The sequence below is a fragment of the Arthrobacter sp. ZGTC212 genome (genome assembly GCF_002929255.1).
In the GTDB taxonomy this organism is placed as follows: Bacteria; Actinomycetota; Actinomycetes; order Actinomycetales; family Micrococcaceae; genus Arthrobacter_B; species Arthrobacter_B sunyaminii.
Genome location: NZ_PJIJ01000002.1, coordinates 864,512 through 886,223 on the forward strand (window position 1 = coordinate 864,512; position 21,712 = coordinate 886,223).

20 protein-coding genes are annotated in these 21,712 nt (G+C 66.2%); 1 reads left to right on the top strand and 19 read right to left on the bottom strand.

The features are described from left to right. Positions 1-122: 122 nt before the first annotated feature. The 7 genes from pyrF to pyrR are packed head-to-tail and all read right to left on the bottom strand — an operon-like array spanning position 123 to position 8,920. Positions 123-1,019, bottom strand: a complete 897-nt coding sequence (pyrF, locus tag CXQ89_RS10655; protein WP_104161446.1) for an orotidine-5'-phosphate decarboxylase — start codon at positions 1,017-1,019, stop codon at positions 123-125. A gap of 4 nt (positions 1,020-1,023) precedes the next feature. Further along, positions 1,024-4,320, bottom strand: coding sequence for a carbamoyl-phosphate synthase large subunit (gene carB, locus CXQ89_RS10660; RefSeq protein ID WP_104161205.1), 3,297 nt, complete (start codon positions 4,318-4,320; stop codon positions 1,024-1,026). Next, entirely contained in the window at positions 4,320-5,456 is a 1,137-nt protein-coding gene (gene carA, locus CXQ89_RS10665) for a glutamine-hydrolyzing carbamoyl-phosphate synthase small subunit (RefSeq protein WP_104054798.1), read from the bottom strand. The genes carB and carA overlap by 1 nt, the downstream gene beginning before the upstream one ends. A 35-nt stretch (positions 5,457-5,491) precedes the next feature. After that, positions 5,492-6,010 (bottom strand): hypothetical protein, encoded by a 519-nt coding sequence (locus CXQ89_RS10670; protein ID WP_104054053.1) that lies wholly within the window; start codon positions 6,008-6,010, stop codon positions 5,492-5,494. Beyond that, a complete protein-coding gene (locus CXQ89_RS10675) occupies positions 5,998-7,347 on the bottom strand; it encodes a dihydroorotase (protein ID WP_104054052.1) in 1,350 nt (449 codons plus the stop codon). The genes CXQ89_RS10670 and CXQ89_RS10675 overlap by 13 nt, the downstream gene beginning before the upstream one ends. Continuing rightward, positions 7,347-8,342: an aspartate carbamoyltransferase catalytic subunit gene (locus tag CXQ89_RS10680; protein WP_104054051.1), complete on the bottom strand. Its 996-nt coding sequence runs from the start codon at positions 8,340-8,342 to the stop codon at positions 7,347-7,349. Before CXQ89_RS10680 ends, CXQ89_RS10675 begins: the two co-directional genes overlap by 1 nt. Beyond that, entirely contained in the window at positions 8,339-8,920 is a 582-nt protein-coding gene (pyrR, locus tag CXQ89_RS10685) for a bifunctional pyr operon transcriptional regulator/uracil phosphoribosyltransferase PyrR (protein WP_104054050.1), read from the bottom strand. Before pyrR ends, CXQ89_RS10680 begins: the two co-directional genes overlap by 4 nt. A gap of 237 nt (positions 8,921-9,157) precedes the next feature. Between pyrR and CXQ89_RS10690 the strand changes: the two genes are divergently transcribed. Beyond that, positions 9,158-10,414, top strand: a complete 1,257-nt coding sequence (locus tag CXQ89_RS10690) for a PrsW family intramembrane metalloprotease (protein ID WP_181032294.1) — start codon at positions 9,158-9,160, stop codon at positions 10,412-10,414. A 118-nt stretch (positions 10,415-10,532) separates the two neighbouring features. Here CXQ89_RS10690 and nusB read toward each other — a convergent pair whose 3' ends face one another. The 12 genes from nusB to rpsD form a co-directional block, all read right to left on the bottom strand. Next, positions 10,533-10,943: a transcription antitermination factor NusB gene (gene nusB / locus CXQ89_RS10695; protein ID WP_104054048.1), complete on the bottom strand. Its 411-nt coding sequence runs from the start codon at positions 10,941-10,943 to the stop codon at positions 10,533-10,535. Beyond that, the gene (gene efp, locus CXQ89_RS10700; RefSeq protein ID WP_104054047.1) at positions 10,940-11,503 is read right to left on the bottom strand and encodes an elongation factor P; all 564 of its coding nucleotides are present in this window, start codon (positions 11,501-11,503) and stop codon (positions 10,940-10,942) included. The genes nusB and efp overlap by 4 nt, the downstream gene beginning before the upstream one ends. Positions 11,504-11,571: 68 nt before the next feature. Continuing rightward, positions 11,572-12,693, bottom strand: coding sequence for a 3-dehydroquinate synthase (gene aroB, locus CXQ89_RS10705; protein ID WP_104103784.1), 1,122 nt, complete (start codon positions 12,691-12,693; stop codon positions 11,572-11,574). A 4-nt stretch (positions 12,694-12,697) separates the two neighbouring features. Next, entirely contained in the window at positions 12,698-13,276 is a 579-nt protein-coding gene (locus tag CXQ89_RS10710; protein ID WP_237688580.1) for a shikimate kinase, read from the bottom strand. Next, positions 13,260-14,474 carry a chorismate synthase gene (aroC, locus tag CXQ89_RS10715; protein ID WP_104161207.1) on the bottom strand — a complete coding sequence of 405 codons (1,215 nt, stop codon included), beginning with the start codon at positions 14,472-14,474 and terminating at the stop codon, positions 13,260-13,262. Before aroC ends, CXQ89_RS10710 begins: the two co-directional genes overlap by 17 nt. A gap of 32 nt (positions 14,475-14,506) precedes the next feature. Then, complete coding sequence (locus CXQ89_RS10720) at positions 14,507-15,397, bottom strand: shikimate dehydrogenase (RefSeq protein ID WP_104161208.1); 891 nt, start codon at positions 15,395-15,397, stop codon at positions 14,507-14,509. Beyond that, positions 15,398-16,597 carry an endolytic transglycosylase MltG gene (mltG, locus tag CXQ89_RS10725; RefSeq protein WP_181032295.1) on the bottom strand — a complete coding sequence of 400 codons (1,200 nt, stop codon included), beginning with the start codon at positions 16,595-16,597 and terminating at the stop codon, positions 15,398-15,400. 26 nt (positions 16,598-16,623) lie between these two features. Next, on the bottom strand, positions 16,624-17,205 hold the full coding sequence (gene ruvX, locus CXQ89_RS10730; protein ID WP_104161210.1) for a Holliday junction resolvase RuvX: 582 nt from the start codon (positions 17,203-17,205) through the stop codon (positions 16,624-16,626). A 2-nt stretch (positions 17,206-17,207) separates the two neighbouring features. Beyond that, on the bottom strand, positions 17,208-19,901 hold the full coding sequence (gene alaS / locus CXQ89_RS10735; protein WP_104161211.1) for an alanine--tRNA ligase: 2,694 nt from the start codon (positions 19,899-19,901) through the stop codon (positions 17,208-17,210). 86 nt (positions 19,902-19,987) lie between these two features. After that, complete coding sequence (locus tag CXQ89_RS10740; protein ID WP_237685176.1) at positions 19,988-20,242, bottom strand: hypothetical protein; 255 nt, start codon at positions 20,240-20,242, stop codon at positions 19,988-19,990. A gap of 27 nt (positions 20,243-20,269) precedes the next feature. Further along, entirely contained in the window at positions 20,270-20,644 is a 375-nt protein-coding gene (locus CXQ89_RS10745) for a DUF948 domain-containing protein (protein ID WP_104054040.1), read from the bottom strand. Positions 20,645-20,835: 191 nt separating this feature from the next. Further along, positions 20,836-21,462, bottom strand: coding sequence for a 30S ribosomal protein S4 (rpsD, locus tag CXQ89_RS10750; RefSeq protein ID WP_104054795.1), 627 nt, complete (start codon positions 21,460-21,462; stop codon positions 20,836-20,838). Between the last annotated feature and the right edge of the window lie 250 nt (positions 21,463-21,712).

Genomic DNA, 21,712 nt, shown 5'->3' on the forward strand with positions numbered 1-21,712 from the left:
ACTGGCCCGGCACGGCGGCACGTAACGCAGCTGCGGTGCTGGGGCGGTGCTGGTGTATGGGGGTACGGAACGAACCTATCCGTAACCGAACCGTAATTGCAATGCGCCGCGCTACCCGATCCTTAGCCGGCCAGCCCCGCCAGGGTCTGCCGGGCGGCGCCCCTCAGTGCCGCCGGCGAGGGACCGGCCTTCAGAATGTCCCGGCTTGAGGTTGCCAGCACGTTGGGATAGGCCGCGCCGAACGTGGCCCGAAGGTCCGCCCCGGTGGCCCCCTGGGCGCCCAGACCCGGGGCAAGGACGGGCGTGTGGGCAGCGGCGAGGTGGATGCCCAGCTCGGTCAGGGCCGTCCCCACGGTAGCTCCGATCACCAGGCCGGTGGAGCCCAGCTGCCGGCTTGCACCGGCTGCGGCCGCCCGCCCCAGCTCGCGGCTGTTTTCAGCCGCCGCGGCGTCCACAATCCCTGCTGCCACGGAGTGGTCCCCGCCCACGTGCTGGACCGAGGCCCCTTCGGGGTTGGAGGTCAGTCCCAGGACAAACACACCGCGCCCCGAGGCCTGTGCAAGATCAAGGGCCGGGCGCAGCGACTCGAACCCCAGGTACGGGCTGACGGTGAGCGCGTCCGCCGCCAGGGCTGACCCGTCCCGCAGCCAGGCGTCTGCGTAGGCAGCCATCGTGGAGCCGATGTCCCCGCGCTTGGCGTCGGCAATGCTGAGCACGCCGGCGTCGGAGCAGGCGGCCAGCACCCGTTCCAGGGCGGCCAGGCCGGCGGATCCGTGCCGTTCAAAGAGGGCCACCTGAGGCTTCACGGCCGCGGCCTGCTCCTCCACCGCCTCCAGGACGGTGAGGGAGAAGCGCTCCAGGGCGGCGGCGTCGTCGTTCAAGCCCCAGGCAGCCAGCAGGCCCGGATGCGGGTCAATGCCAACGCACAGCTGCCCGCGGGTGTCCATGGCCTCCTGCAGGCGCGCCCCGAACGACGGGCGCGCCGGGGCAGGCACCGCGTCGGCTGCCGGCTCAGGCATGTGTTCAGACACCCGATGAAGCCTTCAGCTTGGCAGCGTGTTCCTGCAGCGACGTGACGTCCCACTCGTAGGAACGCATGGCCTCGATGGCCTGCACGGCAGCGCCGAATTCGGAGACCGTGGTGACCACCGGGCAGCCGATGGAGGTGGCGGCGGCACGGATTTCGTAGCCGTCACCGCGTGCCTGGCCGCCGGAGGGCGTGTTGACCACCAGGTGGATTTCTCCGGCGGTGATCAGGTCCGCGACTGTGCCCTCACCGTTCGGGCCGGTGCCTTCGCTGACCTTGCGCACCGTGGTGGCGGTGATGCCGTTGCGGCGCAGGACTTCGGCGGTGCCGCCGGTGGACAGGATCTCGAATCCGAGGTCCACCATCAGCTTCACGGGCATGATGATGGAGCGCTTATCGCGGTTCGCCACGGAGACGAAAATCTTGCCCTCTGTCGGCAGTGCCGAGTTGGCGGCCGCCTGGGACTTGGCGAAGGCCGTGTCAAAGTACTTGTCGATGCCCATGACCTCGCCGGTGGAGCGCATTTCCGGGCCGAGCAGGGAATCCACCACGGTGCCCTCGGGGGTCCGGAACCGGCTGAAGGGCAGCACTGCTTCCTTCACGGCCACCGGAGCGTCCAGCGGCAGCACCGATCCGTCGCCGACGGCGGACAGCTTGCCGGCCGCGCGCAGCTCGGCAATGCTCTGGCCGGTGCCGATCAGGGCAGCGGCCTTGGCCAGCTGCACGCCGGTGGCCTTGGAGACAAACGGCACGGTCCGCGAGGCCCGCGGGTTCGCTTCGATGACGTACAGCACGTCCGAGGCGAGGGCGAACTGGATGTTGATCAGCCCGCGCACGCCCACGCCGGCGGCGATGATGCGGGTGGCTTCACGGACGCGGTCAACGACGTCGGTGCCCAGGGTGATCGGAGGCAGGACACAGGCGGAGTCGCCGGAATGGATGCCGGCCTCCTCGATGTGTTCCATGATGCCGCCCACGTACAGGTCGGTGCCGTCAAAGAGGGCGTCGACGTCGATCTCGATGGCGTCTTCCAGGAACCGGTCCACCAGCACCGGATGGTCCGGGGTGATTTCCGTGGCATTGGTGATGTAACGCGAGAGGTTCGCCTCGTCATAGACGATCTCCATGCCACGGCCGCCCAGCACGTAGGACGGGCGCACCAGCACGGGGTAGCCAATCTCGTCGGCAATCTTCTTGGCATCGTCAAAGGAGACTGCGGTGCCGTTCTTCGGGGCGATCAGGCCGCCCTCATCCAGCACGCGCTGGAAGGCGCCGCGGTGTTCGGCCAGGTCAATGGCTTCGGGTGAGGTGCCCAGGATCGGCACGCCGGCGTCCGCCAGGGACTGGGCCAGCTTCAGCGGCGTCTGCCCGCCAAGCTGGACGAACACGCCGAGGACTCCCCCGGTGCGCTGCTCCGCGGCGATGACCTCCAGGACGTCCTCGAGGGTGAGCGGCTCAAAGTAGAGGCGGTCGGAGATGTCATAGTCCGTGGACACCGTCTCCGGGTTGCAGTTGATCATGACCGTCTCGTGGCCCGCTTCGCGCAGCGCCATGGTGGCGTGGACGCAGGAGTAGTCAAACTCGATGCCCTGTCCAATCCGGTTGGGTCCGGAGCCCAGGATGATGATGGACGGCTTCTTATGCTGCGCCACCTCATCCTCCTCGTCATAGGAGGAGTAGTGGTACGGCGTGTAGGCAGCGAATTCAGCGGCGCAGGTGTCCACCGTCTTGTAGACCGGGCGGATGTTCAGCGCATGCCGGACACCGCGGATGACGGCTTCGGGCGTGTTGGTCAGGGCGCCGATCTGTTCGTCGGAGAACCCGTGCCGCTTGGCCAGGCGCAGGATTTCCTCGTTGACGGTGCCCGCACCGGAGATTTCCGCGGCCACCTCGTTGATCAGCTGCAGCTGGTCCAGGTACCAGGGATCAATGCCGGTGGCTTCGTAGAGGTCCTCCACGGTGGCGCCGCCCAGCAGTGCCTGCTGGACCTGCTTGAGCCGGTCCGTGGTGGGCCGCTTGGCGGCCTCGATGAGTCCGGGGACGGCGTCGGCGGCAACCGGAGCGAAGGACAGCGAGGCGCCCTTCTGCTCCAGGGAGCGCAGCGCCTTTTGCAGTGCCTCGGTGAAGTTGCGGCCAATGGCCATCGCTTCACCCACGGACTTCATGGTGGTGGTCAGGGTGGGATCCGCGGCCGGGAACTTCTCGAACGCGAAGCGCGGAACCTTCACCACCACGTAGTCCAGAGTGGGCTCGAAGGAGGCCGGGGTCTTCTTCGTGATGTCGTTCGGGATCTCGTCCAGGGTGTAGCCGAGCGAGAGCTTGGTGGCGATCTTCGCGATGGCGAAACCGGTGGCCTTGGAGGCCAGGGCCGAGGAACGGGAGACGCGCGGGTTCATTTCAATGACGACGACGCGGCCGGTGTCCGGTTCGATGGCGAACTGGATGTTGCAGCCGCCGGTGTCCACGCCAACCTCGCGGATCACGGCAATCGCGATGTCGCGCAGCTTCTGGTATTCGCGGTCGGTCAGCGTCATGGCCGGGGCCACCGTAATCGAATCACCCGTGTGTACGCCCACCGGATCGAAGTTCTCGATGGAGCAGACGACCACCACGTTGTCATTCTTGTCCCGCATCATCTCCAGCTCGTATTCCTTCCAGCCGAGGATGCTCTCTTCGAGCAGTACCTCGGAGGTCGGGCTGTACTGGATGCCGGCACCTGCGATGCGGCGCAGGTCTTCGGCGTTGTAGGCCAGGCCGGAGCCAAGACCGCCCATGGTGAAGGAGGGGCGGACCACCATCGGGTAGCCCAGCTTCTCCGCGGCAGCGAAGGCTTCATCCATGCTGTGCACAATGATCGACTCGGCCGATTCAGCGCCGCAGCGCTCCACGACGCCCTTGAACTTCTCGCGGTCCTCACCGAGTTCGATGGCGGCAATGTTGGCGCCGATCAGCTCCACGTTGTACTTCTCCAGCACACCGTTCTTGTCCAGGGCAATGGCGGTGTTCAGCGCCGTCTGCCCGCCAAGGGTGGGCAGCACGGCATCGGGGCGTTCCTTGGCGATGATCTTCTCAACGACCTCGGGCGTGATGGGCTCAACGTACGTGGCGTCGGCGAACTCCGGGTCGGTCATGATGGTGGCCGGGTTGGAGTTGACCAGGATGACCCGCAGGCCTTCCTCCTTCAGCACGCGCAGTGCCTGCGTGCCGGAGTAGTCGAATTCGGCGGCCTGGCCAATGACGATCGGGCCGGAGCCGATCACCAGGACGGACTTGAGATCGGTTCTGCGGGGCATTAGCGGGATTCCTTGTTCTTGCTGGAGGCCATGAGGTCGACGAAGCGGTCGAAGAGGTAGGCGGAGTCGTGCGGTCCGGCAGCGGCTTCGGGGTGGTACTGGACCGAGAAGGCGGGGATGTCCAGGCAGGCGAGGCCTTCCACCACGTTGTCATTCAGTGACACGTGGCTGACTTCAACCTTGCCGAACCGGGATTCCGGCGCGGTGACGGGACCGTCCAGCGGCGCGTCAACGGCGAAACCGTGGTTCTGGCTGGTGATTTCCACCTTGCCGGTGCGGCGGTCCAGGACGGGCTGGTTGATGCCGCGGTGTCCGTAAGGCAGCTTGTAGGTGCCAAAGCCCAGGGCGCGGCCCAGGATCTGGTTGCCGAAGCAGATACCGAAGAAGGGCGTCCCGGTGTCCAGGACGTCGCGGAGCAGCTGAACCTGGTCATCTGCCGTCGCCGGGTCGCCGGGGCCGTTGGACATGAACACGCCGTCGGGATTGAGAGCCTGCACATCCGGGAGGGTTGCAGACGCGGGCAGGACGTGGACCCGGACGCCGCGCTCGGCGAAGCGGACCGGAGTCATGGACTTGATGCCCAGATCCAGGGCGGCCACGGTAAAGCGGGGCTCCCCCTGCCATCCGTGGTCCTTCGGCTCAATGACGTAGGCGGCTTCCACGCTGACTTCCTCGGCGAGGCGGGCGCCAGCCATGGACTCCTGTCCTCGAACGTCGGCGAGCAGTTCGGCGTCGGGGCGGGAGGCATCGGCGCCGGAGAAGATCCCGGCCTTCATCGCGCCGCGCTCACGCAGGTGGCGGGTGACGGCGCGGGTGTCCACGCCGGAGATGCCGACGACGCCCTGGGCGCTGAGTTCCTCGTCCAGGGTGCGCTCGGAGCGCCAGTTGGACGGGCGGCGGGCCGCGTCACGCACAATGTAGCCGGCCACCCAGATGCGCCGTGATTCGGCGTCGTCGGTGTTTACTCCGGTGTTGCCGATGTGCGGTGCGGTCTGCACCACGAGCTGGCGGGCATAGGAGGGGTCGGTGATGGTTTCCTGGTAGCCGGTCATGCCGGTGGCAAAGACGGCCTCGCCCAGGGCCGTTCCCTCGGCGCCGTAGCTGCGGCCGCGGAAGGTGCGGCCGTCTTCAAGCATCAGGACAGCTGCGGTGGATGAGGTGGTGGGGACGGTCACAGTTGTTCCTCGCTTGTTTCTGACGGCTCAGCCGGCAGGAGTTCGGTGATCGCTGATACCAGCGGTGTCTTCTCTTCGGGGGTGCGGTTGCGGAAGCCCGTGTCCACGGAGGCGGAACCCAGCTTCCAGGTGATGATGACCAGGCCTTCCTTTTCCACGAATTTTCCGGCCATGCCCCGTTCCAGGCGGACCCCTTCGAGGTCCTCTCGCGGAATCCAGACGTCGGGAGCGCCGCTGCGCACCAGCAGCACGCCTTCATCGAAGACGGCGGCGGTGGCGTTGGACTTCACGCCCAGGCCGTAGACGGCGATCCGGTCCAGCCAGTCCCCTGCTGTGGTGGTGCAGACGTACTGGCCCAGTGCCTGGAACCGGGGAACTTCGAGGCCGTCGGGCATCGGCACCGGCCGCTGCACGTTTTGCTGGCGCTGCTGGCGTCCGCGCCAGCTCCAGGCGAAAAGACCCAGGAGCACCAGGATCAGGGCAAGCGTGCCCAGGGCAAATATCACGCGATCCATGCGGACTCCTCTGCGGAAACGGGGTGAGGTGTGTTGAGGTCGGCATTCAGGACCGTAGGGTGGCCGGCGAAGAAGGTTGCCTGCACAACGCCGGGCAGTTCCAGCCCGGCAAACGGTGAGTTGCGTCCCTTTGAAGCCATCTTAGAAGGGTCCACGGTGCGTCGCGCAGACGGGTCCACCAATATGACGTTGGCCGGTTCCCCGGCTGCCAGCGGCCGGCCCTGGGTTTGCACGCCGCCGATGGCAGCAGGAGTGAGGGAAGTCACGCGGGCGAAGCCTTCCCAGTCCATCAGTCCGGTCTCGATCATGGCGTGCTGGACCACGGAGAGTGCGGTTTCCAGCCCCGTCATGCCCATGGCGGCCTGCGCCCACTCGCATTCCTTGTGTTCGGAGGGGTGCGGGGCGTGGTCGGTGCCCACGATGTCGATGGTGCCGTCGGCCAGGCCACGGCGCAGTGCCTCGACGTCGGCTGCAGTGCGCAGCGGCGGGTTGACCTTGTACACCGGGTCATAGCTGCGGACCAGGTCGTCGGTGAGCAGCAGGTGGTGCGGGGTTGCTTCGGCGGTGACCTTGATGCCGCGCTCCTTGGCCCAGCGGATGATCTCCACGGAACCGGCGGTGGAGACGTGGCAGACGTGCAGCCGGGAGCCGGTGTGACGGGCCAGCAGCACGTCGCGGGCAATGATGGACTCCTCCGCCACGGCGGGCCAGCCGGCCAGCCCCAGGACGGCGCTGACCTCACCCTCGTTCATCTGCGCACCCTCGGTCAGGCGGGGCTCCTGCGCGTGCTGGGCGATGACGCCGTCGAACGCTTTCACGTATTCCAGCGCGCGGCGCATCAGCACCGGATCCGAGACGCACTTGCCGTCATCGGAAAAGACGCGGACCCGTGCGCGGGAGTCGGCCATGGCGCCAAGCTCGGCCAGCCGCTCCCCCTCCAGGCCCACGGTCACGGCGCCCACCGGACGCACATCCACCCAGCCGGACCGGCGGCCCAGGCTCCAGACCTGCTCCACCACGCCGGCGGTGTCCGCCACCGGATTGGAGTTGGCCATCGCGTGGACGGCGGTAAATCCGCCAAGAGCGGCGGCCCGGGTGCCGGTTTCGACGGTTTCGGCGTCTTCGCGGCCGGGCTCACGCAGGTGGGTGTGCAGGTCAACCATGCCGGGCAGTGCAATCAGGCCTTCGGCCTCAATGACGACGGCGCCTTCCGGCGCTTCGAGAGCGGGTCCGACGGCGGAGATCAGGCCGTTGGAGATCAGAAGATCGGCGGTTTCCCTGCCGAGCAGGGAAGCGTTGCGGATCAGATATGTTTTCGGTTCGGGGGGCGTTGTCACTATGCGTTCTCCAGGGTGGCGGGAGCGGCGGGGGTGTTCTCCCCGGCCAGCAGAAGGTAGAGGGCGGCCATGCGCACGGACACGCCGTTGCTGACCTGTTCCAGGATGGTGGCCCGCGGCGAATCGGCTGCTCGGGAGGAGATCTCCAGGCCGCGGTTCATCGGGCCCGGGTGCAGGAGGATGGTGTCCGTCAGGCCGAGGGTGTCCAGGCGGCCGAGCCGGACGTCGTCAAACCCCCAGCGCCGCGAGTACTCGCGGACGGAGGGGAAAAACGCGGAGTTCATGCGTTCGCCCTGGACACGCAGCATCATGACTGCGTCGGGGCCGGTTTCCAGGGCCTCGTCCAGGTCATAGCTGATCTCGCACGGCCAGGATTCGACGCCGAACGGCAGCAGCGTGGGCGGAGCCACCAGCGTCACCGATGCGCCCAGGGTGCGCAGCAGCCACAGATCGGAGCGGGCAACCCGGGAGTGCAGCACATCGCCCACAATGACCACGTGCATCCCGGTGAGGTCGGTGCCTGTGGACGCCGTCCCGTGCAGCCGCGCCCAGTGCCGGCGCATGGTGAACGCGTCCAGCAGGGCCTGGGTGGGGTGCTCATGCGTGCCGTCGCCGGCGTTCAGCACGGCGGCGTCAATCCATCCGGAGCCGGCCAGGCGGGCCGGCGCGCCGGAGGAACCGTGGCGGATCACGACGGCGTCGGCACCGATGGCGGCGAGGGTCTGTGCAGTGTCTTTCAGGGATTCACCCTTGGAGACGGAGGATCCCTTCGCGGAGAAGTTGATGACATCGGCGGAAAGGCGCTTTGCCGCGGCTTCAAAGGAGATGCGGGTGCGGGTGGAATCTTCGAAGAACAGATTCACCACCGTGCGTCCGCGCAGCACGGGCAGTTTCTTGACCTCGCGCTGGGAGACAGCCGCCATTTGTTCAGCGGTGTCGAGGATGGCCAGGGCGTCGGTGCGGCTGAGGTCCCGGGTAGAGAGCAGGTGCTTCACAGGGTGCCCTCGATAACCACTTCGTCTACGGCCGGGGAATCGGTTTCGTGCAGGTGCACGCGGACCTTCTCCGTGGAGGCAGTGGGCAGGTTCTTGCCCACGTGGTCCGCGCGGATGGGCAGTTCGCGGTGGCCCCGGTCCACAAGGACGGCGAGCCGGACAATGCGGGGCCTTCCGAGGTCCGTGAGGGCGTCCAGCGCGGCGCGGATGGTGCGGCCGGAATAGAGGACGTCATCAACGAGGACCACCACTTTGTCATCGATTCCGGAGAGCGGAACTTCGGTGGCGTGCGGGGTGCGGGTGGGTTGGCGGGCCAGATCGTCACGGAACATGGTGACGTCAAGCTGCCCTACGATGGCGGCGGGATCCACTGACGGATCCGCGGCGGCGATTCGAGCGGCGAGCCGGCGGGCGAGCGGGTAGCCCCGGCGCGGGATCCCCATTAAGACGAGGTCTGCGGCGCCTTTGTTGGCTTCCAGGATTTCATGTGCAATCCGGGTAAGCGCGCGGTCAATATCAGCTGAAGCCAGAACGGTGCGTGCGGGTGCGGATGCGCCCGGCGGGTTGGACAAGTCCATATTCTGCCTCCTCCTTCCCCGCCTCACAGGACGGAATTTAAAGGGTGAATGCCTGATCAAGCTATCACGGTGGGCGGGGAGGGCACTCAGTGTGTCTCCGTCTGTTACGGCCGCCGCAGCGGACCCGGCAGGGCGCCTGTGCTCGGCGAGAGGCTCCGGCGACCCCCCTATCCACGCCGAATGTCGCCACTGCGGGAACTTTTCCTTTTATGGTTGGCATATGACAGGCGCAACTTTATGACCAGCCGCGGCCCCGAGGACTTCCCCGCCCGGGACCGGGTTCCGGTGACCCCGCAGGCTGGTTTCCTGCAGCCTGCCAAGGTGAAACCGCCGGGTGCCGGACCGGTGCCCGTGCAGCCGCTGTGGTCCGCGCCGCCGAAGACAGGCAAGGGAACCGCCGTCACCGTCCTGCTGACCGTGGGCGCGTCGGTGGCACTGCTGGCGGTTGCCTGGTTCCTGTGGTGGCAGCTGGGTACTGCCGCCTTTGCGCTCTGCGGCATCCTGGCGCTGGTACCCCTGGGAATTTGTCTGCTGGGGCTGCGCTGGGTGGACCGGTGGGAGCCGGAACCGCGCTCGGCACTGCTGTTTGCATTCCTCTGGGGCGCCGGAGTGTCAGTGGGCATCGCCCTGCTTGCGGGCCCCTACGTAGCCCGGCTGTTCTACGCGCTCCTGCCCGGGTTCGCACCGGAGTTTATCGGCCCTGTCCTCGAAGCTCCGGTCGTGGAGGAAATCGCCAAGGGACTGGGCGTGCTGATTCTGGTGTTTGTGCGGCGCAGCCATTTTGACGGGCCGGTGGACGGCGTGGTGTATGCAGGAACGGTGGCAGCGGGTTTTGCCTTCACCGAAAACATTCTGTACTTCGGGTCGGCGCTGATCACCAGCGGCGGGTTCGGAGCGCAGCTGGGGTTTGTCTTTGTGCTTCGGGGGCTGTTCTCCCCCTTTGCGCACGTATTGTTCACCTCCGCCATCGGACTGGCCCTGGGGTTCGCTGTCCGGCGCGGCGGCACCGCCCGGATCGCTGGCGCCTTTTTCCTGGGCCTTTTGGCCGCCATCGTGGGCCACATGTTCTGGAACGGCGGCACGGCACTGGTCTCGGGAGATTTCTTCGCCTTCTACTTCCTGCTGCAGGTGCCGCTGTTTGGGCTGGCCGTCACGGGAGTCCTCCTGCTGCGCCGTGCCGAGCAGCGGCTCACCCGGCAGCGGCTGGGCGAGTATGCAGCCGCGGGCTGGTTCACGCCCCAGGAGGTGCTGATGCTCTCCACCCGCGCCGGCAGGCACCAGGCGATGGCTTGGGCGGGCAGGTTTGGAGCCCGCCGCATCATGAAGACCTTCATTGCCGAGGCCACGCGCCTTGCACTGACCCGCCAGCAGATTGCTGCCGGCCGCGATGTGGCCGCCAACCAGGCAACCGAGCGGACCCTGCTGCAGGACATCACCCGCACCCGGTCAATGATGCTGGCCCGCTCGGCCGGTACGGCCCGGGGGCTGGTCTAACAGGCAGGAACCGCGCCGCCGACGGCAGCAAAAAGCCCGCCACGGCTCACCCCTAGGGGAGGCCGCGGCGGGCTGTTGCTGTCACAGCGCCCTGCAGGAGCTGTTTGTTGCCGGCGGTTTAGGCCAGCAGCGAGGGCTTCAGCTGGTGAAGCCGGCTCAGCAGTCCGTTGACGAAGGACGGTGACTCGTCCGTGGACAGGGTCTTGGCAAGCTCAACGGCTTCGCTGATCGCCACCTTGTCCGGCACGTCGTCGTTGTACAGCAGTTCCCAGGCGCCGATGCGCAGGATGATGCGGTCCACGGACGGCATCCGTTCCAGCGGCCAGCCCTGAGAATAGGTGCTCAGGAACTCGTCGATGGTCTCCTGCATGGAGACCACACCCTCCACCAAATCCATGGTGTAGGGGTTGATCGTCTGATCGGTCTGTTCCCTGCGGGCCTTGATCATGTCAAAAGCCGATGCTGAACGCTGTTCAGCTTCAAACAGAACTTCCAGTGCCCGGGTGCGGGCCTTAGTGCGTGCACTCACTCGTTAACGCGTCCCAAATAATCGCCGGTGCGGGTGTCTACCTTTACCTTGGTGCCCTGTTCCAGGAACAGCGGAACCTGGATCTCGTAACCGGTTTCCACGGTGGCGGGCTTGGTGCCGCCGGTGGAGCGGTCACCCTGCAGGCCCGGTTCCGTGTACGTGATTTCTAGGACCACGGACGGGGGCAGCTCGATGTACAGCGGGGAACCCTCGTGGATGGCGATGGTCACCATCATGGATTCGAGCATGAAGTTGGCATTGTCGCCCACGATGGTGCCCGGCACGGTCAGCTGATCGTAATCCGAGGTGTCCATGAAGACGTAGTCTTCGCCGTCCTGGTACAGGTACTGGTAATCCCGGCGGTCAACGGTGGCCGTTTCGATCTTGATGCCGGCGTTGAAGGTCTTGTCCACTACCTTGCCTGAACGCACGTTACGCATCTTGGTACGGACAAACGCACCACCCTTGCCCGGCTTCACGTGCTGGAACTCGATGATGCTCCAAAGGTTGCCTTCAAGCTTCAGCACGGTGCCGTTCTTGATGTCGTTGGTCGTCGCCACAGTTTCTCTTTCGTTGATTCGCCAGGTTTCGTTTTAAGTCCGTCGACCATTCTACCCGCTCCGGAGACCTACAGGCTGAGCCGGATCCCGCCCTGCGGCTCGGAAGCGATCTCCTGGTACGCGGCAAACAGCAGCGAGGTGTCCGGAACTTCCAGCATGGAGGGCTTGGCCAGCCCGTCCAGGACCACAAACCGCAGCAGGTCGCCGCGGGACTTCTTGTCCCGCCGCATGCCGTCCAGCAGAGCCGACCAGCGGTCCTTCCGGTACGTGACAGGCAGTCCCAGGGACTCGAGAATCGTTTTGTGCCGGTCCGCGGTGGCGTCGTCGAGCCTGCCGACAGTCCGGCCCAGTTCGGCGGCGAAGACCAGTCCCACGGAGACTGCGGCGCCGTGGCGCCACTGGTAGCGTTCGGCCAGTTCGATGGAGTGGCCCAGGGTGTGGCCGTAGTTCAGGAACTCACGGCGTCCGGCTTCGCGCAGGTCGGCAGAGACAATTTCAGCCTTGACCGCAACGGAACGCTCCACGAGTTCGCGCACCACGTCGGAGGCGCCGTCGCCCACGGCGTCCGGATTTCCCTCCACGAGGTCCAGGATGGCGGGGTCTGCGATGAAACCGCATTTGATGACCTCGGCCATGCCGCTGAGGAGCTCGTTTTTGGGCAGGGTGGCCAGCGCATCCAGGTCCGCGAGCACACCTGCGGGCGGGTGGAAGGATCCCACGAGGTTCTTGCCCTCGGCAGTGTTGATGGCGGTTTTGCCGCCCACTGCCGCGTCCACCATGCCCAGCAGGGACGTGGGGATATGCACCACCTTGATGCCGCGCAGCCAGGTGGCTGCCACAAAGCCGGCCAGATCGGTGACAGCGCCGCCGCCCACCGCAACAATGGCGTCCGAACGGGTGAAGTCGTTCTGGCCCAGTACCTGCCAGCAGAACGAAGCCACCTGGATGTGCTTGCCCTCTTCGGCGTCGGGGATCTCGGCGGTCACGGCAGTCAGGCCGGTGGCGGCAAGTTCGTCCCGCACCGTGTCTCCGGTGGCGCGCAGGGCCCGCGGGTGGATGACCAGTACCCGGCGCACCCGCTCCCCCAGCATGGCCGGGAGGCGGTCGAGCAGACCGTTGCCGATGACGACGTCGTAATTGCTTGCGGGGCTTTCGCCGGTCACCGGGATAACGGTGGGATCGGAGGCCATGTGATTAAGCTCCTTCATTGAGGATGGTTGTCAGCCGGTCGATAACGGCCGGGACGGCAAGTCCCCGGGTGTCGATGGTGAAGTCGGCCAGGGATTCGTAGACCGGACGGCGGGTTTTCGCCAGTTCCTCCCAGCGGCGCACGGGATCTCCGGCGAGCATCGGGCGGTTTCCGGAACGGATAATGCGGGGCAGGACCGTTTCCAGGTCCGTGTCCAAAAACACTACGGTGGCGCGGCGCAGCAGCTGCTGGGTGCCGGTGTCCAGCACCGCGCCTCCGCCCAGCGAAATGACGCCGGGAGTCTTGTCCGCCAGCGCTGCGGCGACGCTGCGGGCTTCAAGTTCGCGGAATCCGCACTCGCCGCGCGCCGCAAAGATTTCCGGAATCGGACCGTGCGAGTCCGCCACCAGCTGGTCCGTATCCGTGAATTTCAGCCGGTGCCGGGCAGCCAGCTCACGCCCCACCACCGACTTTCCTGCCGCCATGAACCCGATCAGGACAATATGCGCCGCAGGTTTCAGCCGGCCGGCGGTCCTTGAACCGGCAGAGTTGGAAAGGGCAGAGCGGTCAGGACTGCCGGACACTGGTGCCAGCCGATTCCAGGGCGCTCGGAATGTTCTCGAGGTAGGTCCGCAGGTTCCGGGCCGTTTCGGCCACCGAGTCCCCGCCGAACTTCTCCGTCACGGCTTCTGCGAGCACGAGCGCCACCATGGCCTCGGCCACCACGCCTGCTGCCGGAACGGCACATACATCGGAGCGCTGGTGGTGGGCACGTGCCGGTTCGCCGGTGCTGACGTCAACGGTCTGCAGGGCGTGCGGCACGGTGGCAATCGGCTTCATGGCCGCGCGGACGCGCAGGACCTCGCCGATGCTCATGCCGCCTTCGATGCCGCCGGCGCGGTTACCGGAGCGGATGACCCGCCCGTTTTCGTCCTGCAGGATTTCGTCATGGGCAGCTGACCCGCGGCGCGCAGCCGTGAGGAAGCCGTCGCCGATCTCGACGCCCTTGATGGCCTGGATGCCCATCAGGGCTCCGGCGATGCGGGCGTCCAGGCGCCGGTCCCAGTGCACGTAGCTGCCCAGCCCGGGCGGCAGTCCGTACGCCAGAACTTCCACCACGCCGCCGAGGGTTTCGCCGTCCTTGTGGGCGGCATCGACTTCGGCAACCATGGCCGCCGAGGTTTCCGCGTCGAAGCAGCGCAGCGGGTCGGCATCCAGTGCGGCAACGTCGGCGGGTTCGGGCAGCGCAGAGCCTTCGGGGCTGGCAACACCGGCAATGCTCACGGTGTGGGAGACCAGTTCAATGCCCAGGGATTTCAGGAAGGAGGAAGCGACGGCGCCCAGCGCCACACGCGCGGCCGTTTCCCGGGCGCTGGCCCGCTCCAGCACGGGACGGGCTTCATCGAAACCGTACTTCTGCATGCCGGTGAAGTCTGCGTGGCCGGGGCGCGGGCGGGTCAGCGGGGCGTTGCGGGCCTGCTCGGCCAGCAGTGCGGGGTCCACCGGATCCGGGGACATGACCTGCTGCCATTTGGGCCATTCGGTGTTGCCCACTTCAATGGCCACGGGTCCGCCCTGGGTGAGGCCGTGGCGTACTCCGCCGAGAAGGCGCACCTGGTCCTGTTCAAACTTCATCCGGGCGCCGCGGCCGTAACCCAGCCGCCGGCGCGCCAGCGCCTCCTGGATCATGGAGCTATCGACTTCGACGCCCGCGGGGACGCCCTCAACTATTCCTACCAGCGCAGGTCCATGGGACTCACCGGCGGTCAACCATCGCAACATGCCTTCAATACTGCCATGTCCGGTGCGTGCGTTCAGCGCCGCGGTGCTCCCACTGCGTCACACATCACGTTTATGACGGCGGCTTCATCGCGGAACTTGTCACCGGTGAAAAGCCGAACCTGTTCCACCGCCTGGTACAGCAGCATCTCCTGACCCGGAACAATCCGTCCGCCGGCCTCATCCCAGGCCTGCGCGATGCGGCTGGGCCAGGGATCATAGGCCACGTCCAGGAGCACGGATCCGGTCCGGTCCCCCGCTTGTGCGGCAACCGCGTCCGCCAGCGAATCGGCAGCCCGCGGGGGCAGCGTGGAGATGACGACGTCGGCGGCTGCGCAGGCAGCTGCCGCCTCTTCCCAGGGGTGGAGGGCAACGGGCGTACCGGTGCGGCTGCCGGCCGCCTGGACGCCGGCCGTACCGTCTGCCGACTTGCGGAAACTCCGCGCATAGACCCTGACCTCGGCGGCGTCGAGCTGCCCGGCGGCGGCTACCGCCGCGCAGGCGGTGCCGCCGGCACCCAGGACAGCGATCCGGGGCCGGGGCCGGGAACCGGCATGCTGCAGGGCACGCACGATTCCGGCGACATCGGTGTTGTGCCCGGTCAGCTGAACACCGTCATCCGTGTACTCGAAGGTGACGGTGTTCAGCACCCCCAGGGCCGAGGCCATGGGGGTCAGCCGATCCATGGCGGGCAGCAGTGCCGCCTTCAGCGGCATCGTTACGGACAGCCCGGCCCACTGCGGGTCCGCCGGCTTGTCCTCCCGAAGCGCTGCCGCGAAAGCGGCGGCGTGTTCTTCGGGAACATCCACGGCGTCATACGTACAGCGGAAGCCCAGATATTCGTAGGCTGCGCGGTGCAGGAGCGGCGATTTTGAATGACCGACCGGATGCCCGAGGACGGCGGCCCGCCGGGCGGTGTGCGTCAACTACCCGCACCTGCCCGGCTTCTGCGTGGCGCACCATTCCTGGTATTCGGCTACGTACTTGGCGTGCTCGGCCAGCGTGGAGGAGAACTCTGTCTGGCCGGTGTCCAGGTTGACAGTGACCCAGTAGTAGAACGGCACGTCGGCGGGGTTGGCGGCCGCCTCGACGGCCTCCGTGCTCGGGGACCCGATCGGCCCTACGGGCAGCCCCGGGTTGGCGTACGTGTTGTACGGGTTGGACTTGTCGGCCTTTTCCTCGGGCGTGAGGTCGTAGCTCTTGCGGTTCAAACCATAGGTCACCGTCGCATCGGACTGGATCAGCCCCGAGGTTTCCACATTGTCTTCCCGCAGCCGGTTCTGAATGGCACCGGCAACCTTGGCGTAGTCGGCTTCGCCGGCTTCGGCCTGGATGATGCTGGCCTTGGTCAGGATCCGGTACTGCTCGGCCGGATCGGTGATGCCGGCGTCCTCCAGTGTGGTGAACGTGTTGTTCACCATTTCGGTGACAATCGAAGTTGCATCCTGGTCCAGCGGGAAGCGGTATTCGCCCGGGTGCAGGTAGCCTTCCAGGCTCACGGCCTCGGCGGGGAGGCCGAAAGCCTGCGGGTTTTTCGCCAGCGCTTCGAATTCGGCCAGGGGGATGCCGGTCGAAGTGCTGAGGATTTCAAAGACTTCACCCTGACGCAGGTCACGGGCCACTGCGGCGTAGTGCACTGCTGCACCCTGCTCGCCCAGCAGGGCTTCAAGTGCTGCGGAAGAGGACATCTGCTGCTTCATCTCATAGGAACCGGGCTGGATTTCCCGGCCGTCAGACTCCGTCTGGAAGGTACCGACAAACTCCTTGGAGGTGGCAACGATGTCTGCGGCCTCCAGCTTGTTTCCAATGACCATCGGACCGTCGCCTTCGGCAACGGTAAAGCTAACGCTGCCGGTTCCGGCCCCTTCGTAATCCTTGATCTCGTTCATGCCCAGCAGATCCCGCAGGAACAGGGTGAGGCCGAAGACCACACCGGCAAAGAACACCAGGACGACCAGCATGACAATGGTGCGGCGGCGCCTGCGGCGCTGCTTTTCACGTGACGGGCGGCGGCTCCTGCGGGTCTCGGACTCTTCAGCGAAGAGGACGGCCACAGGGACCTCCGATTCCGGCACGTAGCCCGTCTCGTGGTGTGCGGTGGGTTCATACTCCGGTTCCGTGCCCATGGCTGGATAGTCCGGATACCTGTGGCTCACAGCGCAGACCCGTTTCCGCGCAAGTTGTCCTGGGAAATAGTTGGCTCCTGTGTCGGGGCCGGCAGCGCGCCAAGATGGCGCTCCTGCCGGCAGATTGTGACCGGCTCCCCCACATCGCGTTCAAGGGAACGCTGCATGTCAATGGCGTGCTGCAGAATTGCTACAGCGGCTGCTTGATCAACCACTCTACGGTGTTCCCTGCTGTTCAAGCCAGCTTCATGCAGAGAGCGGTGGGCAGACACCGTGGTGAGCCGCTCATCCACCAGGGACACGGGAACGGCCAGTCCGCTGCGCTCCAGCTCGGTGAGCAGCGCCTGAGCGTAATCCCGTGCCATCACGGTGGACGCGGTGTCGGTGCCCCTCATGCTTCGCGGAAGGCCCACAAACACCTGTACTGCGCCGCGGTCGGCCGCCTCGCGGACAACAACCCGAATATCGCTGTTCTTCTTTGCATCCCGTTTGAGCGTCTTCACCGGCATAGCCAGCGTTCCGTCCGGGTCGCTGACGGCCAGGCCCACCCGGACCTGGCCGACATCCACCCCGAGCTTGACTCCCCGGGGATAATCCTGCGGTGCCATTTTTAGCCCCGGTTGGCTACGGCTGCCTTGACGGCGGTGAGTGCAGCATCCAGCTTGGAAGCGTCGGAACCGCCGCCCTGCGCTACATCGTCCTTGCCGCCCCCGCCGCCGCCGAGGATGCCGGCGGCTGTCTTGACCAGGGCGCCTGCCTTCACTCCGGCTGCGCGGGCCTCCTCGTTGGTGGCAACAATCACCACGGGGCGGGAGTTGGAGACTCCGGCAACGGCAACGACGGCAGCACCGCTGCCGAGCCGGGACCTCAGGTCCAGCGCCAGGGTGCGAAGGTCATCGGCACCTGCCCCGGTGCCGGCGTCGTGAATCAGGACACGGACGCCGTCGACGTCGACCGCGGTGGAGACCAGTGCGGCGGCGGAAGCAGCCAGCTGCTCGCGGCGCAGCCGTTCCAGTTCCTTCTCAGTGGACTTCAGCTTGGCCAGGGTGGCAGCCAGCCGGTCCGGCAGCTGGGCGGAGGGCACCTTGAGCATTTCGGAGAGCTCGTTCACCAGGGCGCGCTCGGCGGCGAGGTGGCGGAAGGCATCCATGCCCACAAAGGCTTCCACGCGGCGGTTGCCGGATCCTACGGACTGCTCGCCCAGGAGGGTGAGGCTGCCGATACGCGACGTCGAGGCCACGTGGGTGCCGCCGCAGAGTTCGCGGGACCAGTCGCCGTTCATTTCCACCACACGCACGGTGTCGCCGTAGGCTTCACCGAACAGTGCGGTGGCGCCCAGGGCCTTGGCCTCGGCGAGGGACATGATCTTGGTCTCAACCTGGTAGTTGCTGCGGATCGCGAGGTTGGACACTTCTTCGATTTCGGACTTCGCGGCGTCGGAGAGTCCTTCACCCCAGGAGAAGTCGAAGCGCAGGTAGCCGGCCTTGTTGAAGGAACCGCGCTGCAGGGCCTCCGGGCCGAGGATCTGGTGCAGAGCGGCGTGCACAATGTGCGTGCCGGAGTGCGCCTGCTCGGCTTCATGGCGGCGCTGGGCGTCGACGGCGGCGAGGACGTTGGCGCCTTCGGCAATTTCGCCTTCGCGGACAATGGCCTTGTGCACGCTCAGTCCCTTGACCGGGCGCTGGACGTCCTGCACCTCGAGGACAAAGCCGTCTCCGGTGATGAGGCCCGTGTCGGCGGCCTGGCCGCCGGCTTCGGCGTAGAACGGGGTCTCGTTGAGGACCAGGGAGATTTCAGTGCCCTGGCCGGCGTACGGTACCCGTGAGCCTGCGGAGATGATGCCGCGGACCGAGGATTCGCTGGTCAGCTCGTCATAGCCGGTGAAAACAGTTTGTCCGGCGGCGAGGAGTTCGTTGAACACCGAGACGTCGTCGTGGCCGTGCTTCTTGCCGCGGGCGTCCGCCTGGGCCCGCTGGCGCTGTTCCTGCATGAGGGAACGGAATCCGGCCTCGTCCACCTTCAGCCCGGCTTCCTCGGCCATTTCCAGCGTCAGGTCGATCGGGAAACCGTAGGTGTCGTGCAGGGTGAAGGCGTCTTCGCCGGACAGCGGCTTGTTGGCGGCCTGCGAAATCTTGACCGCTTCCTCCAAGCGCTCGGTGCCGGAGGCGATGGTGCGCAGGAAGGCCTTTTCCTCGGCGTAGGCAATGCGGCTGATGCGCGCAAAGTCCGTTTCCACTTCGGGGTAGGTGCCCTTCATGGCATCCCGGGAGACGGGCAGCAGCTCGGGCAGGACGGCGGTTTCCACTCCCAGCAGGCGCATGCTGCGCACGGCACGGCGGATCAAGCGGCGCAGCACGTAGCCGCGGCCTTCGTTGGAGGGGCTGACGCCGTCGGAGATGAGCATCAGCGCGGAACGTACGTGGTCCGCTACGACGCGCAGCTTGACGTCGTCGGCGTGGTGCGGGTCCGAGGGGTCTTCGGCGGAGGTGTAGGTCTTGCCGGAGAGTTCGGCTGCCTTGTCCAGGACGGGGCGGACCTGGTCGGTCTCGTACATGTTCTCCACGCCCTGCAGGATCATGGCGAGGCGCTCGAGTCCGAGACCGGTGTCGATGTTCTTCTGCGGCAGTTCGCCGGCAACGTCAAAGTCCGTCTTGGAGCGCACAGCGGAGAGCTGATACTGCATGAAGACCAGGTTCCAGATCTCGATGTAGCGGGTTTCGTCGACGGCGGGGCCGCCCTCGAGGCCGTAAGCCGGGCCGCGGTCGTAGTAGATCTCGGAGCAGGGACCGCCGGGGCCGGCCTGTCCGGTGTTCCAGTAGTTGTCGGCCTTGCCGGTGCCGATGATGCGCTCGTTCGGGATGCCGATCTTGTCGCGCCAGATGGCGCGCGCTTCGTCGTCGCGCTCGTCGCCGTCCTCATAGACGGTGACCCAGAGACGCTCGGGGTCCAGGCCGAAGCCGCCCTTCTCGACGTCGGAGGTCAGCAGCTCCCACGCGAAGGTGATGGCGTCTTCCTTGAAGTAGTCGCCGAAGGAGAAGTTGCCGGCCATCTGGAAAAAGGTGCCGTGGCGTGCGGTCTTGCCCACTTCTTCGATGTCCGCGGTGCGGATGCACTTCTGCACGCTGGTGGCCCGGCTGTACGGGGGCTTTTCGCGTGCAGTCAGGTACGGAATGAAGGGCACCATGCCGGCCACGGTGAACAGCAGCGACGGATCATTGGTGACGAGCGACGCGGAGGGAACCACCGTGTGGCCCTTTTTGCTGAAAAAATCCAGCCAGCGGCGTGCAATCTCGTGGGACTTCATGGTGCTTTTTACCCTTCCGGTAATTCAGGCGTGCGCAGCTTTGAGCTGCGCGCAGGCAGTGCCAGACGGTGCTGGCCAGTAGTGGATCAGCGGCGCACGGCGGCCATGGTGTCGGCAACGGTGTCGCCGGTTTCCATGCCCAGGGCGGTGCGGAGGTCACCTTCGCGTTCAGTCATGCCTTCACGGAACGCATCGGCGAAGTTCTGCAGGGCGTCGGCAGCGGTGCCGACGGCCCGGTTGAGTCCGGCCGGACCCAGGGTGTTCTTGGCGTCCGAGAGGCGGCGGACAGCGATGACCCCGATGGTGACACCGATGGACATCCAAAAGACTCGCTTGATCATTCTCTTTGCTCCTGTGCTGGTGGCTGGTTAGCGGCTGCGGCGGCCGCGGCTCTTGGCGCCGCGTGAGGAAAGGGCCGAACGGACGCCGTAGCTGAAGGCTGACACCTTGATCAGCGGCGATCCCACGGTGGCAGCAACCAGGGAGGACAGCGCAGAGATGTTGGCTGTGGCATCCGAGACGTTGGAGGAAATGCCGTCCACCTTCTGCAGCTGCAGGTTGGTGGTGGACACGGTGGTGGTGACTTCTTCGATCAGCGGCGTGGTTTCGTCGCTGATGGTGCGGATTGCACCGCGCAGCTCATCAAACACCTTGCCGAGCTTCCAGATCGGGACGGCCAGCAGCACCACCAGCACCGCAAACACACCGGCCGCAATCAGACCGGCAATATCTCCACCCGACATGGTTCTCCTCTTGGATTGAAAACTAAAAACTTCCGCTATGTACCTTACCCACTTCAAGGCCGCAGCACTTACTTGTCCCCGGCGGGACTTACTGATTCCTGAGGGGGAACAGCCGCCGAAAGGGGCCGGTTAACCGAACAGCCCGCGGCACGGGGCCGCGGGCTGTCCAGAAAATTCGAGAAGACTCGAAATTAGCGTGCGTAGTATTCCACGACGAGCTGCTCTTCGCAGGTCACGGGAACTTCCGAGCGCTTCGGGCGACGCACAAGGCGTGCCTGCAGCTTGTCCAGGGAAACATCCAGGTAACCCGGAACGGCGGGCAGGACGTCGCGGTGGGCGCCGGCAGCGGCAACCTGGAACGGCGTCATGGTCTCGCTGCGCTGGTGCACATGGATGAGCTGGCCTTCGGAAACGCGGAACGACGGGCGGTCCACGCGGGCGCCGTCAACCATGATGTGGCGGTGCACAACAAGCTGGCGGGCCTGGGCGATCGTGCGGGCAAAGCCGGCGCGCAGCACGAGGGCGTCAAGACGCATCTCGAGCAGCTCGATCAGGTTTTCACCGGTCAGACCGGCGGTGCGGCGGGCTTCCTCGAAGACACGGGTCATCTGTGCTTCGCGGATGCCGTACTGGGCGCGCAGACGCTGCTTTTCGCGCAGACGTACAGCGTAGTCGCTGTCCTGCTTGCGGCGTGCGCGGCCGTGCTCACCCGGGGGGTAAGGACGACGCTCGAAGTACTTGGCTGCCTTGGGGGTCAAAGCAATGCCGAGGGCGCGCGAAGCGCGGGCCTGACGGCGTGCACGTGTGTTGTTAGCCACGTTCACCTTTCACTGTTTTGGCGGTTTGGCCACCGCAGCCCTGGTTTGCACCGGGATACCGAGATGACTGATACGTAAGTACTGGCCTCCATTAGGGAGAGCTCGGGCCAACCGCTGCCTTCTGCTACAGACACGGCGCCGGGCACAACTTTCCGCCGGTAAAAGCGGAAAGGGGGTTCGGCGTCGCACTTGCCAGTCAACCATCAATGCTAGCACGGGGACGCGGACGCACCGTTCCCCGGCCCGGCCA

Excerpts from the sequence above, each read along its gene's own strand:
- CXQ89_RS10745 (WP_104054040.1), bottom strand. The coding sequence starts at position 20,644 with ATGTCGGGTGGAGATATTGCCGGTCTGATTGCGGCCGGTGTGTTTGCG.
- pyrF (WP_104161446.1), bottom strand. The coding sequence starts at position 1,019 with ATGCCTGAGCCGGCAGCCGACGCGGTGCCTGCCCCGGCGCGCCCGTCG.
- aroB (WP_104103784.1), bottom strand. The coding sequence starts at position 12,693 with ATGGCCTCCGATCCCACCGTTATCCCGGTGACCGGCGAAAGCCCCGCA.
- CXQ89_RS10670 (WP_104054053.1), bottom strand. The coding sequence starts at position 6,010 with ATGGATCGCGTGATATTTGCCCTGGGCACGCTTGCCCTGATCCTGGTG.
- aroC (WP_104161207.1), bottom strand. The coding sequence starts at position 14,474 with ATGTTGCGATGGTTGACCGCCGGTGAGTCCCATGGACCTGCGCTGGTA.
- pyrR (WP_104054050.1), bottom strand. The coding sequence starts at position 8,920 with ATGGACTTGTCCAACCCGCCGGGCGCATCCGCACCCGCACGCACCGTT.
- carB (WP_104161205.1), bottom strand. The coding sequence starts at position 4,320 with ATGCCCCGCAGAACCGATCTCAAGTCCGTCCTGGTGATCGGCTCCGGC.
- ruvX (WP_104161210.1), bottom strand. The coding sequence starts at position 17,205 with ATGGCACCGCAGGATTATCCCCGGGGAGTCAAGCTCGGGGTGGATGTC.
- CXQ89_RS10690 (WP_181032294.1), top strand. The coding sequence starts at position 9,158 with ATGACCAGCCGCGGCCCCGAGGACTTCCCCGCCCGGGACCGGGTTCCG.
- mltG (WP_181032295.1), bottom strand. The coding sequence starts at position 16,597 with ATGGGCACGGAACCGGAGTATGAACCCACCGCACACCACGAGACGGGC.
- carA (WP_104054798.1), bottom strand. The coding sequence starts at position 5,456 with ATGCTTGAAGACGGCCGCACCTTCCGCGGCCGCAGCTACGGCGCCGAG.
- CXQ89_RS10740 (WP_237685176.1), bottom strand. The coding sequence starts at position 20,242 with ATGATCAAGCGAGTCTTTTGGATGTCCATCGGTGTCACCATCGGGGTC.
- alaS (WP_104161211.1), bottom strand. The coding sequence starts at position 19,901 with ATGAAGTCCCACGAGATTGCACGCCGCTGGCTGGATTTTTTCAGCAAA.